The sequence below is a fragment of the Paraburkholderia lacunae genome (assembly GCF_003353175.1).
Taxonomy (GTDB): Bacteria; Pseudomonadota; Gammaproteobacteria; order Burkholderiales; family Burkholderiaceae; genus Paraburkholderia; species Paraburkholderia lacunae.
On record NZ_QHKS01000001.1, the window covers coordinates 568,046 to 584,039 of the forward strand.

General features: G+C 61.9%; 12 protein-coding genes. 2 read left to right on the top strand and 10 right to left on the bottom strand.

Translation table 11 applies throughout. The annotated features are described in order from the left end of the window. Window positions 1-15: 15 nt before the first annotated feature. The 8 genes from mraY to coq7 all read right to left on the bottom strand — a co-directional run bounded on the left by mraY (window position 16) and on the right by coq7 (window position 8,822). Window positions 16-1,185 carry a phospho-N-acetylmuramoyl-pentapeptide-transferase gene (mraY, locus tag DLM46_RS02755; protein WP_115099203.1) on the bottom strand — a complete coding sequence of 390 codons (1,170 nt, stop codon included), beginning with the start codon at window positions 1,183-1,185 and terminating at the stop codon, window positions 16-18. Between the two features lie 17 nt (window positions 1,186-1,202). After that, window positions 1,203-2,630 carry a UDP-N-acetylmuramoyl-tripeptide--D-alanyl-D-alanine ligase gene (locus DLM46_RS02760; RefSeq protein ID WP_115099205.1) on the bottom strand — a complete coding sequence of 476 codons (1,428 nt, stop codon included), beginning with the start codon at window positions 2,628-2,630 and terminating at the stop codon, window positions 1,203-1,205. After that, window positions 2,627-4,174: a UDP-N-acetylmuramoyl-L-alanyl-D-glutamate--2,6-diaminopimelate ligase gene (locus DLM46_RS02765; RefSeq protein WP_115099207.1), complete on the bottom strand. Its 1,548-nt coding sequence runs from the start codon at window positions 4,172-4,174 to the stop codon at window positions 2,627-2,629. The genes DLM46_RS02760 and DLM46_RS02765 overlap by 4 nt, the downstream gene beginning before the upstream one ends. Beyond that, on the bottom strand, window positions 4,171-6,036 hold the full coding sequence (locus DLM46_RS02770) for a peptidoglycan D,D-transpeptidase FtsI family protein (protein WP_115099208.1): 1,866 nt from the start codon (window positions 6,034-6,036) through the stop codon (window positions 4,171-4,173). The genes DLM46_RS02765 and DLM46_RS02770 overlap by 4 nt, the downstream gene beginning before the upstream one ends. Then, on the bottom strand, window positions 6,033-6,383 hold the full coding sequence (ftsL, locus tag DLM46_RS02775; RefSeq protein WP_115099209.1) for a cell division protein FtsL: 351 nt from the start codon (window positions 6,381-6,383) through the stop codon (window positions 6,033-6,035). Before ftsL ends, DLM46_RS02770 begins: the two co-directional genes overlap by 4 nt. Beyond that, a complete protein-coding gene (gene rsmH, locus DLM46_RS02780; RefSeq protein ID WP_115099210.1) occupies window positions 6,380-7,333 on the bottom strand; it encodes a 16S rRNA (cytosine(1402)-N(4))-methyltransferase RsmH in 954 nt (317 codons plus the stop codon). Before rsmH ends, ftsL begins: the two co-directional genes overlap by 4 nt. A gap of 15 nt (window positions 7,334-7,348) precedes the next feature. Next, complete coding sequence (mraZ, locus tag DLM46_RS02785) at window positions 7,349-7,777, bottom strand: division/cell wall cluster transcriptional repressor MraZ (RefSeq protein ID WP_073431291.1); 429 nt, start codon at window positions 7,775-7,777, stop codon at window positions 7,349-7,351. 412 nt (window positions 7,778-8,189) lie between these two features. Then, a complete protein-coding gene (gene coq7, locus DLM46_RS02790; RefSeq protein ID WP_115099211.1) occupies window positions 8,190-8,822 on the bottom strand; it encodes a 2-polyprenyl-3-methyl-6-methoxy-1,4-benzoquinone monooxygenase in 633 nt (210 codons plus the stop codon). Between the two features lie 316 nt (window positions 8,823-9,138). Between coq7 and DLM46_RS02795 the strand changes: the two genes are divergently transcribed. Next, window positions 9,139-10,329, top strand: a complete 1,191-nt coding sequence (locus DLM46_RS02795) for a porin (RefSeq protein ID WP_115099212.1) — start codon at window positions 9,139-9,141, stop codon at window positions 10,327-10,329. 192 nt (window positions 10,330-10,521) lie between these two features. Here DLM46_RS02795 and DLM46_RS02800 read toward each other — a convergent pair whose 3' ends face one another. Beyond that, on the bottom strand, window positions 10,522-12,195 hold the full coding sequence (locus tag DLM46_RS02800; RefSeq protein WP_115099213.1) for a long-chain fatty acid--CoA ligase: 1,674 nt from the start codon (window positions 12,193-12,195) through the stop codon (window positions 10,522-10,524). A 146-nt stretch (window positions 12,196-12,341) separates the two neighbouring features. Beyond that, window positions 12,342-14,420, bottom strand: coding sequence for a molybdopterin-containing oxidoreductase family protein (locus DLM46_RS02805; RefSeq protein WP_115099214.1), 2,079 nt, complete (start codon window positions 14,418-14,420; stop codon window positions 12,342-12,344). A gap of 178 nt (window positions 14,421-14,598) precedes the next feature. On the opposite strand from DLM46_RS02805, the gene DLM46_RS02810 reads away from it, so the two are divergent. Beyond that, a complete protein-coding gene (locus DLM46_RS02810) occupies window positions 14,599-15,792 on the top strand; it encodes a M20 aminoacylase family protein (RefSeq protein ID WP_115099216.1) in 1,194 nt (397 codons plus the stop codon). The last annotated feature ends 202 nt before the right edge of the window (window positions 15,793-15,994 follow it).

A 15,994-nucleotide genomic window follows, 5' to 3' on the forward strand; every position in this document is an offset into this window, starting at 1 on the left:
TCCCCTAAATACCGCTTAACGCAACTTGAGCGTGGACAAACCGAACAGACACAACATCAGCGTGATGATCCAGAAACGCACGACCACCTGCGTTTCCTTCCAACCCGACAATTCAAAATGGTGATGCAGCGGCGCCATCTTGAAGAGCCGCCGCCCTTCGCCGAAACGCCGCTTGGTGAACTTGAACCACGCAACCTGCAACATCACGGAGAGCGTCTCCGCGACGAAAATGCCGCCCATGATGAACAGCACGATTTCCTGACGCACGATCACCGCGACCGTGCCAAGCGCGCCGCCGAGCGCCAGCGCGCCGACGTCGCCCATGAACATCTGCGCCGGGTGCGTGTTGAACCACAGAAACGCGAGCCCCGCTCCGCCCATCGCCGAGCAGAAAATCAGCAGTTCGCCCGCGCCGGCGATATGCGGAAACAGCAGGTACTTCGAGTAGACCGAACTGCCCATCACATACGCGAACACGCCGAGCGACGCGCCGACCAGCACGACCGGCATGATCACGAGGCCGTCGAGACCGTCGGTGAGATTCACCGCATTGCTCGCGCCGACGATCACCAGATACGTCAGCACGATGAAGCCCCACACGCCGAGCGGATAGCTGATCGATTTGACGAACGGCAGCATCAGGTCGGCACGCGCCGGCAAGCCCATTGACAAGCCGCTGCGCACCCACGCCATGAACAGGTCGAACACACGCACATTGCTGGCTTCGGACACGCTGAAGGCCAGATAAACAGCGGCAAACAGACCGATCACCGACTGCCAGAAATACTTTTCACGCGACGACATGCCGCGCGGATCCTTGTAGACCACCTTGCGGTAATCGTCGACCCAGCCGATCACGCCGAAACCGAACGTGACGAGCATCACGATCCAGATGAAGCGGTTGGTCAGATCGGCCCACAACAGCGTCGCCACGGCGATACCGAGCAGAATCAGCACGCCGCCCATGGTCGGCGTACCGGATTTGACGAGGTGCGTTTGCGGGCCGTCCTTGCGCACGGCCTGGCCGACCTTCATCGCGGTCAGCTTGCGAATCACCCACGGGCCACAGACGAGCCCGATCAGCAGTGCGGTGATGGTTGCCATCACCGCACGGAAAGTCAGATAACTGAACACGCGCAAGAAGCTTGCGTCATTCTGCAGCCATTGCGCCAGCGCCAGTAGCATGCTTCGGTCCTTCTATTTCAATGTGCGGCGGGCGCATTGCCCGCTGCGTTGGGTTGTGGACTCGTTACGGCGTCCACCACGCGCTCCATTTGCATGAAGCGCGAGCCTTTCACGAGAAGCGTTGCAGCGGAACCGAAACCGGCCTGCTGCAATTGCGCGATCAGCGTGCCGACATCGGCGACGTGATGCGCATTGGCGCCGTACGCGGCGCAGGCGTCGCGCGAGGCGTCGCCCAATGCGTACAGCGCGTCGATACCGCGTTCTTTCGCGTATGCACCGATCTCGCGGTGAAACGCCGGACCGCTATCGCCGACTTCACCCATATCGCCCATCACCAGCACGCGCGGCGAGGCTTGCGACGCGAGCACGTCGATCGCGGCGCGCATCGAGTCGGGGTTCGCGTTATAGGTGTCGTCAATCACGGTTGCGCCGGCGAGCGTGCCGAGCGCGGCGCGCTTCACCTGCAACCGGCCCTTCACCGCGCCGAACGATTCGAGGCCACGCTTGATCGCGTCGAGCGAAACGCCTGCGGCAAGCGCCGCTGCGGTCGCGGCCAGCGCGTTGTGGGCGTTGTGGTTGCCGAGCACCTGCAACGTGACGTCGATATGGCCTTCCGGTGTATCGACGCTCAGAAGATTGCCGGCGAACGTGCCTGTTACCGCGGCCTCGGTCGTCCGGTCATCCGAGTTCAACGCGAAATCGAAGATCCGGTTGCCGGTTGCGGCGACGCTCCAGATGCTCGCGTAGGCGTCGTCAGCCGGGAACACGGCAACGCCTTCCGGGGACAGCGCGTGAATCACGCTTGCGTGTTCAAGCGCGACCGCTTCGACCGTCGCCATGAATTCCTGATGCTCGCGCTGCGCGTTGTTCACGACCGCGACGGTCGGCTCAGCGATCTTCGCGAGCACCGAGGTTTCACCCGGATGGTTCATGCCGAGCTCGACCACCGCCAGTCGATGCGCGGCGTTCAGGCGGAACAGCGTCAGCGGCAGGCCGACGTCGTTATTGAAATTGCCCGCGGTCGCGAGGCGAGCGTCCGCGCCGACCGCAGCGGCGAAAATCGCCGCGATCATTTCCTTGACCGTCGTCTTGCCGTTGCTGCCCGTCACCGCGACGAGCGGCGCGCTGAACCTGCGACGCCAGCCGCGTGCAAGCGCGCCCAACGCAACGCGGGTATCGGCCACGTGCAAGGCGGGGATACGCCAGTCGCTGGGACTGCGCGCGACCAATGCGGCCGTGACGTTGCGCGACGCGACATCCGGCAGGAAGTCGTGCGCATCGAAACGCTCACCCTTCAACGCGACGAACAGATCGCCCGGACCGGCGCTGCGGCTATCGGTCGACACGCGCTCGAACGCGACGCTCCCGTCTCCGAGTACGGTGGCGCCGGGAATCAGCGCGGCGGCTTCGCTCAGCGAGAACATCGCGACACCTCGCCGGGTCATTCGCCACCTCCGCGGGTGTGAGTCGCACGCGACGCGAGCGCGAGGCGAGCGTGGTCCTGATCGGAGAAAGCGCGTTTCTTACCCATGATTTCCTGTGTTGCTTCGTGCCCTTTACCAGCCAGCACGATGACGTCTTCGCGCGCGGCGCCGCGGACCGCTTGCAGGATCGCGCTCGCGCGGTCCTCGATACAGCGCGCCTTCGACGCGTCTTTCATGCCGGTAGCAATCTGTTCGATGATCGCGTGCGGATCTTCGCTGCGCGGGTTGTCGCTGGTCACGACGACCCCGTCGGCGAGCCTCTCGGCAATCGCGCCCATCAGCGGACGTTTGGTCGCGTCGCGGTCGCCGCCGCAGCCGAACATGCAGATCAGTTCGCCGCCACGAGCAAGCGCCATCGGGCGCAGTGCTTCCAGCGTCTTTTCCAGCGCGTCCGGCGTGTGCGCGTAATCGATCACGACGAGCGGTTCGTCGTTCTGCAAGCGGCCGCCCAGACGCTGCATGCGGCCGTTTACCGGCTCGAGCTTCGCCAGTTCGGCGAGCGCGGCGTCGAACGGGACGTCCGCGGCGAGCAGCGCGCCGAGCACGCCGAGCAGATTGCTGACGTTGAATGCGCCGAGCGTTTGCACTTCGACTTCGGCGCTGCCCCAATCCGAGGTGCTCAGATGGAACGCCGTGCCGGTGGCGGTGGCGCGCACGTTCGAGGCCGTGAGCCACGCATCGGCTTGCGGCGTGTCTTCGAGCGCTTCGTCGAGACCGTAGGCGATTGTGCGCGCCTGGTCTTTCGCGCCGGCGAGCAGGCGGCGGCCGGCCGCGTCGTCACGGTTGATCACCGCGGCACGCAGCTCAGGCCACACAAACAGACGCGCCTTCGCCGTTTCGTAGGCTTCGAACGTGCCGTGATAGTCAAGGTGGTCTTGCGTGAGATTCGTGAACACGGCGATATCGAACGCGGTGCCGTTCGCGCGGCCTTGATGCAGCGCGTGCGACGACACCTCCATCGCCACGGCTTGAGCGCCCGCGTCGCGCAGCTGCGCGAGACTGCGCTGAAGCTGCGGCGCGTCGGGCGTCGTGAAGCCGGTATGCACGAGTTGGCCCGGCAAACCTGTGCCGAGCGTGCCGATGATCGCGCAGCGCGTGCCGAGCGCGGTCAGCGCCGCCGAGATCCATTGGCTGCACGAGGTCTTGCCGTTAGTGCCAGTGACGCCGATCGCCAGCATCGCGTCGCTCGGATCCTTATACCAGGCGCTCGCAATCGGGCCCGCCAGTTCGTTCAGCGCCGGTACGGCGAGCGTCGTCACCGGATCGATCGTGCCGTTGAAACCTTCCGGCTGAACCAGCACGGCCGCCGCGCCGCGCGCGATCGCGCCCCCAATGAACGGGCGGTTGTCCGCGCCGTCGACCGTGTAAGCGAAAAACGCATCGCCCGCGGCGAGCGAGCGCGTGTCGGCATGCAGATGCGCTTCTGGCCGCACGTGGGCGTGCAGCCAGGTCAAGGCATCGGCGATCTGCCGGTGCGCCGGATGCGTCTGACGCAGCGCGCTCATCGCTCCACTCCGGGATGGCTTTTCGAGTTGGCGGCGATCGTCATTTTCTTCGCGCCGCCGCTGGTGGAGAGTTTTTTCACCGTTGCGGCTGCGGGCGGTGCGCTCGGCGCAGCAGGTGCCGAATCGTCCGACACCACCATTTGCTTGACCGGCATGTCCGGCGGCACATTCAGCGAGCGCAGCGTATCGCCGACGATCGCCGAAAACACCGGACCCGACACCTGACCGCCGAAGTGGCTGCCCGCGGTCGGCTCGTCGACCGAAACGGCCACGACGATGCGCGGATTCGGCATCGGCGCCATGCCGACGAACGACGCGCGGTACTTCGAATGGTCGTAGCCGTGAGCGCCGTGCTTGTACGCGGTACCGCTCTTGCCGCCTACGCGATATCCCGGCACGGCCGCATCCGGCGACGTGCCACCCGGCGCCGTCACGGTTTCGAGCATGGCTCGCACTTCGCGCGCGGTGGTCGGCGCGAAGATTTGCGGCCCAGTCGCCGGCTGATCGCCAGGCGTGCGGAAAATCGACACCGGCATGATCTCGCCGTCATGCGCGATCGCGGTATACGCGCGGCCCAGCTGGAACAGCGACACCGACAAGCCGTAACCGTACGACATGGTGGCCTGCTCGATCCGGCGCCAGCTCTTCCACGGACGCAGACGGCCAGCCGCCGCGCCTGGAAAGCCGACCTTCGGCGCCTGGCCGAGACCGATGCTGGTGTACATGTTCCACATCTCTTCGGGCTTGAGCTGCATTGCGATCTTCGTCGCGCCGATGTTGCTCGACTTCTGGATCACACCGCCCACCGTCAGCACGCCGAACGCGCTGTCGTCGGTGATCGGCGCGCCGTCGAGCACAAAGCGGCCCGGCCCCGTATCTACCAGTGTAGTCGGCGACACGCGGTGCAGATCGAGCGCGAGCGACACCGTGAACGGCTTCATGATCGAGCCCGGCTCGAAGGTGTCGGTCAGGATACGGTTGCGCAACTGATCGCCGGTCAGGTGCGAACGGTCGTTCGGGTTGTACGTCGGGTAATTGACGAGCGCCAGCACTTCGCCGGTACGCACGTCGATCACCATCGCGGCGCCGGCTTTCGCCTTGAATTTCTCGACAGCCGCTTTCAGGTTCGTATAGGCGATGTACTGGATCTTGCTGTCGATCGACAGGTCGACGTCCTTGCCGTTGTGCGGCACGACCTGTTCGTCCACATCTTCAATGATGTGGCCGATCCGGTCCTTGATCACGCGACGGCTGCCCGACATGCCGGCCAGCAGCTTCTGGTCGCCGAGTTCGACGCCCTCCTGGCCTTCGTCTTCGACATTCGTAAAGCCGATCAGATGAGCCGTGATCTCGCCTTCCGGATAGAAGCGCTTGTACTCGTCGCGCGCATAAATGCCGGGAATGTCGAGCGCGGTGACCTTCTCGGCGACGTCGACCGGCACCTGGCGCTTCACGTAGACGAAGGTCTTGTCCTCCGACAGCTTGGCGCGCAGTTCCGTATTGGTCATGCCGAGCAGCTTGCCGAGCGCGGTCAGCTTGTCCGCGCCGAGATCGTCCGGCACCGATTCGGGAATCGCCCAGATAGCGCGCACCGGCAGACTCGTGGCGAGCACGAGACCGTTGCGGTCGAGAATCTTGCCGCGCGTGGCCGGCAGTTCGAGCCGGCGCTGATAGCGGATCTCACCCTGCTTCAGATAGAAAGCGTTGCCCGGCCCCTGAATCCAGAAGGCGCGCGCGGTCAGCGCGACGAACGCCATGAACAGCAGGAACACGACGAGTCTCGAGCGCCACATCGGCAGACGCACCGACAGGATCGGATTCGCCGAGAAGGCCACGCTCTTGCGAGCCGACGATTTTCTCATCGCAGGCCTCCGCGACGAGTCGTGAGCGGCGCCGACGCCGGGTCGGAAGTCGGGATCGGTGCGTCTGCAGCCTTGGCGGCGCCCGGATCGAGCGTCAGGTATTGAGTGCGGCCGGTGCTCACCGACTGCATTTTCAGCGCAGCCGTGGCGGTCTGCTCGATGCGCGAGGTCTTCGACAACGCGCTCTGCTGATATTGAAGCTGCGAATAGTCCTGCTGCAACTGACGCTCCTGCGATTGAGCGCGCTGCAACTGGATAAAGATCTGACGCTGCTGATTGGTCGCGTTGACGACAGACAAGGCGCAGCCCATCACGATGATCAGCAGGAAGATATTGAGGCGATTCATGGTGCAATCCGCTCCGCCACGCGCATCACGGCAGAACGGGCGCGCGGATTCGCGGCGACTTCAGCGTCGCTTGCGAACACGCGGCCGATGATTTTGAGCGGAGGGCTCGGCAGATCGACTGCGCGAATCGGCAGACGGCGATCGACCGCAGGCGTACTGGCGTGCGCCTGCATGAATCGTTTGACGATCCGGTCCTCGAGCGAATGAAAGCTGATGACCACCAGCCGCCCCCCTTGCTCCAACAGCGACAACGCTGCTTCTAAAACGACTTGCAGCTCCGCAAGCTCTTGATTGATGTGAATCCGTATAGCTTGAAAGGTGCGGGTTGCCGGGTCCTTGCCCTTCTCACGGGTTTTGACGACGTTAGCCACGATTTGGGCAAGCTCGCCCGTGCTGACGAGAGGCCCAAGACGGTCGGACTCTGCCCGGCGAGCAACAAGCGCCTTTGCAATCTGAAAAGCAAACCGTTCTTCCCCATAATCTCGTATTACCTCCGTCAGTTCCTGCACCGTGGCCCGCGCCAGCCAGTCAGCGGCAGACTCGCCGCGCGTCGGGTCCATCCGCATGTCGAGCGGGCCGTCGGCGCGGAAGCTGAAACCCCGCTCCGGGTCGTCGACTTGCGGCGACGACACGCCCAGATCCAGTAAAACGCCCGACACCCGCCCTACCCCGCGCTCCGCAATTGCGTCTCGCAGTGAAGCAAAACTCTCGTGCACGATGCCAAAGCGCGGATCCGCAATCTGCTGCGCCGTGGCGATGGCGAGCGGGTCTTTGTCGAATGCGATCAGACGCCCCGACTCGCTCAGCCGCTCCAACACCAGACGGCTATGACCGCCGCGCCCGAAGGTGCCGTCGACATAAACGCCGTCCGCGCGCGTCACCAGCGCATTGACCGCCTCTTCCAGCAGCACCGTGCGATGCTGCAATTCGCTTCCCATCGCAGGTGCCATATATGTATGCCGCGATCAGAACGTGAAATTCTTTAACGCTTCGGGCATGCCCTCGGCGATCGCCGCCTGTTCCTTCGCGGCGTAAGTTTGTGCGTCCCACAACTCGAAGTGACGTCCCATGCCGAGCAGGGTCACTTCTTTTTCCAGCGAGCCCGCCATACGCAACTCCGGCGACACGAGCACGCGCCCCGCGCCGTCCATGTCGACGTCCATTGCATTGCCAAGGAAAATGCGGCGCCACCAGGTTGCGTTCATGGGCAGATTGCCGACCTTCTCGCGAAAGATCTCCCATTCAGGACGCGGAAAGAGCAACAGGCAGCCGTCCGGGTGCTTGGTGATCGTCACCCGGCCTTCTGCCTGTGTCTGCAGCGCATCCCGATAACGAGAGGGAATCGACATCCGCCCTTTCGCATCGAGCGTCAGCGCCGACGCCCCTTGGAACACTTCGCTCTCCCCTTTTACGACGCTTTAGCGCCGGCTGCCCGATCTATGAAAATCTACCCGAAACCGCCCGTGAGATCACACAAAAATACACTTTCTCACACTGTCTCCCACTTTAGAGTAACGCTAAACAGGGGTCAAGGGAGAAGCGCGCTTTTCGAGCGAAATTTGTTTGTTAGAACAAGGACTTAGCACGACTCCCTCACGTCAGACATAAAACGGAAAACCGTTATAAATGAATGAACTAGTGCAACTTGTGAAGGTGATACGTGAAAAGTGCGGGGGAAAGGCGCGGAATGTCAGAGACTGTCAGGCGGGATTGAACGATGTTTGCTGCCGTTTTCGGCGATTCTGGCGGACGGCGCGTAGTGAGCCGTCCCACTTCGAAATGATGGTGCGCGTTTAGGCGCTGAACCTATATGTAATAGGCCGTGCGGGTCATCACCTTCGACACCGCGCGCATCAGCGCTCGCGCCGGCAACGGCAACTCGACGCCGCCTGCGTCCATCGCTGATCGACCGTGCTCTGCTTCGTCCACGCGCATCTGTTCGACGATCGCGCGTGACTCGAGATCGGCTGCGGGCAATTCATCCAGATGGCTATCCAGATGCTGCTCCACCTGGCGCTCGGTTTCCGCCATGAAGCCGAGACTGACGCGATCACCCAGGCGGCCCGCTGCCAGGCCGATTGCCAACGCGCCGGTGTACCAAAGCGGGTTCAACAGACTAGGACGCGAATCGAGCGCCTGAAGGCGCTTTGCGGTCCACGCCAGATGGTCCTCTTCCTCGATCGCCGCGTGATTGAAAACCGCGCGCAAAGACGGCGACTTCGTCGCCAGCTTCTGAGCCTGATAAAGCGCCTGGGCGCACACCTCGCCGACATGGTTCACCCGCATCAGGCCGGCCGAGTGCGCGCGTTCGGCCGGCGAAAGCTCCACGGCCTCCGCCGTCGATTCTTGCGGAACCGGCAACGGACGGCTCATCCGCGATACGCCCGTCATCGAGCGTAAACCCCGATCAAATTCGCTGATCAATTCGTCCAGAAACATGCGGCACTCCCGTAATTCAACAACCGCCCCACCACGCTGACAGGTCCACTCGACAAGGCTTTGCGGCGCAAAACCGGACTCGCGAAGACTTTGTACCCGAGCGAATTTGGCGGCCAATTTGTGATTTTAGACCATGTTGCGTAAACGAAACAGGAACCTTCCTCGGCGTCTCCTTTTTCTTTGTGCCATGTATGCCTTTTGTTACATTACGTGCAACTTCTCGCGAAGTTGGACAGCAAGGCCTCAACGCAACATAAATATTCGCCTTGTACAAAAAATTCGTAGCAAAAGATTCGCAATCCTTGGAGATCATTCGATGAAAAAGTCGCTTCTCGCTCTCGCAGCATTGGGCGCATTTGCAGGCGTCGCTCATGCTCAGAGCAGCGTGACCCTGTACGGTATCGTTGACGAAGGCTTCAACATCAACACCAACGCGGGTGGCAAGCACCTGTACAACCTGTCCAGCGGCGTTCTGCAAGGCTCGCGTTTCGGCCTGCGCGGCGCGGAAGATCTGGGCGGCGGTCTGAAGGCAATCTTCGTGTTGGAAAACGGCTTTGACGTGAACAACGGCAAGCTGGGTCAAGGCGGCCTGATGTTCGGCCGTCAAGCTTATGTCGGTCTGTCGAGCCAGTTCGGCACGGTCACGCTGGGTCGTCAGTACGACTCCGTCGTCGACTACGTCGGTCCGCTGGAAGCCGGTGACCAATGGGGCGGCTACATCGCTGCTCACCCGGGCGACATCGACAACTTCAACAACGCGTACCGTACCAACAACACGGTCAAGTACACGAGCGCCGACTACAACGGCTTCAAGTTCGGCGGCACCTACAGCTTCGGCGGCCAGGCAGGTAACTTCACGGGCAACCAGATCTGGTCGCTGGGCGCTGGCTACAACAACGGTCCGTTGGTCTTGGGCGTTGGCTACTTGAACGCACGCACGCCGGCAGCTTCGGGCGGCCTGTTCAACGACGGCGGCACGATCGCGTCGAACACGGTGAAGGCTACGGGGCCGGATTTCGCCGTGTCGTCGCCGGTCTACGCTGGCTTCGCTTCGGCTAACACGTACCAGGTGATCGGTGCAGGCGGCGCATACACGTTCGGCGCAGCAACGATCGGTGCAACGTACTCGAACATCCGCTTCGCGAACCTGGGTGCTTCGTACGCATCGCCGTTCAAGGGCCAATCGGCTACGTTCAACAACGCGGAAGTCAACTTCAAATATCAGTTGACCCCGGCGTTGCTGGTTGGCGCTGCCTACGACTACACCCGCGGCGCAGACATCGCAGGTGCATCGCGTGCTCAATACCACCAAGGCTCGGTCGGCGTGGACTACTTCCTGTCCAAGCGCACCGACGTCTACGTTATTGGTGTGTACCAGCACGCTCTGGGCTCGACGTTGAGTACGAGCGGTACTGTGGTGGACGCCCATGCTGGCATCAACGGCCTGACGGGTTCGCAGAACCAGAACCAGCTGGCAGCTCGCGTCGGTATCCGCCACAAGTTCTAATAAGTCGTAATAAAGCAGTTTGCCTCAAAGGCGCCTTCGGGCGCCTTTTTTTATGGCATGTGCGCCAGCTGGCTTGCTTGTGTCGAGGCAGCGGCTCAAAGAAAAAAGCCTGGCAGACGAAAGTCTGCCGGGCTCTTTTCTAAGTTGCGCTGCGTTGCTTTGCTTTAGCTGCCTTAGTTTGCGTCGGTGTTGTTAGGCACGGCCGTCGCGCAGCTCCCGGCGCAGAATCTTGCCGACATTGCTCTTGGGCAGTTCCGTGCGGAATTCGACGATTTTCGGCCGCTTGTAGCCGGTCAACTGCTGCTTGCAGTACGCGAAGATGTCCGCATCGGTGAGCGCCGGATCCTTCTTCACGACGAACAGCTTCACCGCTTCGCCCGAATGCTGATCCGGCACGCCGACCGCGGCGACTTCGAACACGCCTGGCAGCTTCGCCACCACATCCTCGATTTCGTTCGGATAAACGTTGAATCCGGACACCAGTATCATGTCCTTCTTGCGATCGACAATCTTGACGAAGCCGCCTTCGTTCATCAAGCCGACGTCGCCCGATTTGAAGAAGCCATCCGGCGTCATGACCTTGGCCGTTTCGTCCGGCCGGTTCCAGTACCCCGCCATCACCTGGGGGCCGCGGATGCAAATTTCACCCGGCTGGCCGAGCTGCACTTCATTGCCTTCGTCGTCGCGAATCGAGATTTCGGTCGACGGCAGCGGCAAACCGATCGTGCCGCTGTATTCGGTGACGGTAACCGGATTGCAGGTCACGCATGGCGACGTCTCCGACAAACCGTACCCTTCGATGATCGGCGTATGCGTATGCTCGTACCAGCGCTTGGCGACCGCTTCCTGCACCGCCATGCCGCCGCCATTGGCCGCGATCAGCTTCGAAAAGTCGAGTTTGTGAAAGTCCGGACTGTTCAGAAGCGCGTTATACAGCGTGTTGACGGCAGGAATCGTCGTGATCGGATAGCCTTGCAGCGACTTGATCATGCCGGGGATGTCGCGCGGATTCGGAATCAGCACGCCAAGACCGCCTGTGCGGATCGTCAGCAGACCGCAAACCGTCAACGCGAACACGTGATAGAGCGGCAACGCGACGACGGTGATGAATTGATCGATGTCGTTGCGGTTCGCTCGCACCGGATCGAGCCAGATCTCCGACTGCAGCACGTTGGCAATCAAGTTCCGATGCAGCAGCGTCGCGCCCTTGGCCACCCCGGTCGTGCCGCCCGTGTATTGCAGGAACGCAACGTCGTCCGGACCTTGCTTGACCGGCTTGAAGCTCTGACGACCGCCCTCTGCGATTGCCGCGTTGAATTTGACGTGTCCCGGCAGACTCCACGCCGGCACCATCTTCTTCACGCGTCGCACGACGAAGTTCACAAGTGCGCCCTTCACACCCATAAGATCGCCCATTGCGGCGACAACAACGTGTTTGACCGACGTATTTCGGACAACCGCCTGCAGTGTCACGGCGAAGTTTTCGAGCAGGATGATCGCTTCCGCGCCGCTGTCCTTGAGCTGATGCTCGAGTTCGCGCGGGGTATAGAGCGGATTCACGTTCACGACCACGTAGCCCGCGCGCAAGATCGCAGCAATCGCGATCGGATATTGCAGCACGTTCGGCATCATGATCGCGATGCGCGCGCCGCGGGCCATACCCTTCGACTGAAACCACGCACCCAGCTTGCTCGAGAGCGTGTCGAGCTCGCCATAACTGATCTCTTTGCCCATGCAGACGAACGCCGGTTTGGCGCGATGCTCGCGAAAGGCTTCTTCAAGCAGCTCGGCAACGGACGAATAACGGGTCGGATCGATCTCTGCCGGAATGCCGGGCGGATAGGATTTCAGCCAGATTTTTTCCATGCAGCGTCTCCTTCTTTATTTTCGAATGGTCGTGCTAAAAACACATCGTAGCATGCGGACCCCTTTGCTATTCGTGAAAAACCGCCGGGTTAGACCCCAGCCTCGAACCGGTCGTGGGCGATAGCGGCGTGATTCTTCGAGCCTTTTCAGGTGCGTTCGACCTCGACGAGGCAATCGTAGAACGTGGCCGACGCGCCGAGATCGGTGAGCGCCTGGCTGGTAACCTGGTTGGCATTGCGGCCGTCGGGCGCGAGTTTCTTCCACCAGATCGACAGCCCGACGACGAGGCCTTCGCGCGCTTTGTCGGTGACACGGGCACGCGCCTGCATCGAGCCGCGGTCATTGAAAATGCGCACCTGATCGCCGTCGACTATGCTTCGCTGCTGTGCGTCGGCCGGGTGAATGTCCAGGTGCGGCTCGCCTTCCGTCGAGCGCAAGCTTTCGATGTTCACGAAGGTGCTGTTCAGGAAGTTGCGCGCGGGCGGCGAGATCATCGCCAGCGGATAAAGTGCGGCAAGTTCCGGTGCACTGTCAGCGGACTCGTAGGGTGGTAAATAATCGGGCAGCGGATCCAGCCCCTGTTGCGCAAGGCGCTCACTGAAAAACTCGCATTTACCGGACGGCGTTCGAAAGCGGCCCTCGGCGAACGGCGCGTCTGGCAGGTTCAGCTTTGCCCAGCCCATCTTCTTCAGCGATTCCCAGTCGACGCCTTCGAGCGCAGCATCGTCCCAGCGGAACGCCGCCTGCGCGACCGTTTCGTCGCTGTCATACAGCGCCGGCTCGTCCAGGCCCATGTGACGCGCCAAGCCGCGGAAAATCTCCGTGTTCGGGCGTGCTCCGCCGACCGGCGCAATGGCCGGCAGATTGACCATTACGTCTGTGTGCCCGTATGACTTGTGCACGTCGAGATGCTCGAGCTGCGTCGTAGCAGGCAGGAGCAGATCGGCGTAGTCCGCGGTATCGGTCTGAAAATGCTCCAGCACGATCGTGAACAGATCTTCGCGCGCGAAGCCTGCCGCGACCCGCTCCGAATCCGGCGCCACCGCCACCGGGTTCGAGTTGTAGACGATGATCGCTTCAATCTTGGGGCCGAACGCGGCGTCCCCGGGATGCAGCAACGCGTCGCCGATCGCGTTCATATTGATGACGCGCGAGACTTTGGCGGGCCAGCCTGGCATCAGGTCCGGACGCTGCAACGCGTGCGAATCGACTGGCGCCCATCCCGCCGATGAGAGCAACACCCCGCCCGCCCGCTCGCGCCACGCGCCCGTGAGCGACGGCAGGCAAGCGATGGCGCGCACCGCGTTACCGCCGCCACGCACCCTTTGCAAGCCATAGTTCATCCGGATCGCGGCCTTCTTCGTGCTGCCGTAGAGGCGCGCAAGCTCGACGATCACCTGCTCGTCGACGCCGCAAATCTCGGCGACGCGAGACGGCGGATAGCTGAGCGCACGGGTCTTCAGTTCGGAAAAACCCAAGGTGTGATCCGCGATGTAGGCGTGATCGAGCAGGTCCTCCGTGATGAGCACGTTCATCATGCCGAGCGCGAAAGCGCCGTCGGTGCCCGGTTTTATCGCGATGTGCTGATGGCACTTTTCCGCCGTCAACGAGCGGTACGGATCGATTGCGATCAGGCGCGCACCGCGGCGCTTGGCTTCCTGTGCGCGCGTCCAGAAATGCAGATTCGACGCGATCGGATTCGAGCCCCAGATCAGGATGAGCTCACTCTCGGCGAAAAACTCGGTGTGCATGCCGAGACTTGCCCCGTAGGTGTATTTCAGCCCTGCTGCGCCGGCGGCCGCGCAAATCGTACGGTCCAACTGCGACGCGCCGAGCTTGTGGAAAAACCGTTGCGCAATGCTGTCCCCCTGGACCAAACCCATCGTGCCCGCGTAGCTGTACGGCAGGATAGCTTCGGGTGCGCGGCCGGCGATCCCCGACAGACGCAGCGCAGCCAACTCGAACGCCTCGTCCCAACTGATCGGTTCGAAGCGGCCTTCACCCTTGCGGCCGACGCGCTTCATCGGCGTCGTCAACCGACGGGGATGATGCACGCGCTCGGCATAGCGGCTGACTTTGGTGCACAGTGCGCCTTGGGTCGGCGGATGATCGGGATCGCCGGCGACCTTGATCGCCCGACCGCCTTCGACGGTCACACGTATCGCGCAAGTATCTGGGCAGTCGTGCGGACACACCGCGCGGGCGAATTCGGTCGGAGCATTCATAGGCGATTGATTCACTAGAGCGGTGTGGAAGTAGTCTCGAATTTTACGGCCGCGGCCACCTCGCCGGTACGGTGCCGCCGAAAATGCTTCGGCGTAAAATCGGTTATCACCGTGCCCGGGCGAAGGCGCCCCGAGCGATCCCACGCAAAGCAGAGCACAAGCGCATCAACACTCCATCATGAAACTGATTCCCGAAATCCAGGCCGCTCACGGCGAAATTCAGACCCTCCGACGAACGATTCATGCCCACCCGGAACTTCGTTACGAAGAGACCGCAACGGCGGATCTGGTTGCCAAAAGCCTTGAATCCTGGGGTATTGAAACTCACCGCGGGCTGGGCAAAACAGGCGTAGTCGGCATATTGAAACGCGGCAACCGTTCGCGCGCAATTGGTCTGCGAGCTGACATGGACGCGTTGCCGATTCAGGAACTGAACAGCTTCGATCACCGCTCGCAGAACGACGGCAAAATGCACGCGTGCGGTCATGACGGACATACGGCAATGCTGCTCGGTGCGGCGCGGCATCTGGCAAAGCACGGCGAATTCGACGGCACAATCGTGTTCATTTTCCAACCCGCCGAGGAAGGCGGCGCTGGCGCACAGGCGATGATCGACGATGGCCTGTTCACCAGATTTCCGGTCGACGCCGTGTTCGGCATTCATAACTGGCCGGGCATGCCGGCGGGCCACTTCGGCGTGACCGAAGGTCCGATCATGGCATCAAGCAACGAATTTCGCATTGAAATCAAAGGTGTAGGGTCGCACGCGGCGCTACCGCACAATGGCCGCGACCCGGTATTTACGGCAGTGCAGATTGCGAACGGTTTGCAGGGCATCATCACGCGCAACAAGAAGCCGCTCGATACAGCGGTGCTGTCGATCACCCAGATTCACGCCGGCGACGCCGTCAATGTCATCCCAAACGACGCGTGGATCGCTGGCACTGTGCGAACTTTCACGACTGAAACACTCGATTTGATCGAAGCGCGCATGCGTAAGATCGCCGAAAACACCGCCGATGCCTATGAGTGCTCCGTCGACATCCATTTTCACCGTAACTATCCGCCGACCATCAACAGTAGCGAGGAGGCGCGCTTTGCGGCAGCAGTCATGAGGGAGATTGTCGGACCAGAAAACGTCGACGACGCAGTTGAACCGACGATGGGCGCGGAAGATTTCTCTTTCATGCTGCTGGCGAAGCCAGGCTGTTATGCATTTCTGGGCAATGGCGACGGCGGCCATCGAGATTCCGGCCATGGAGCCGGGCCGTGCATGCTGCATAACGCGAGCTACGACTTCAACGATGATCTGCTCCCAATCGGGTCGACGTACTGGGTCCAGTTGGCGCAGCGGTTCTTGTCGCAAGAATAGCGACAGCTGGGTTGTTATGAGGCGACGATGTATGCGTCGCCTCGTGCCGCGCTGCCAATACGGGTGTTACTGAGACGCGTTGTCTGGCCAGCTGGATGTCAACGGCGACGCCGGGTTTTATCGCCGTAAACGCAGAAACCCCACCGTTTGGGGGTGGGGTTTCTGTTGCTGCTGGGGAGCCTGACGATTACCTACTTTCACA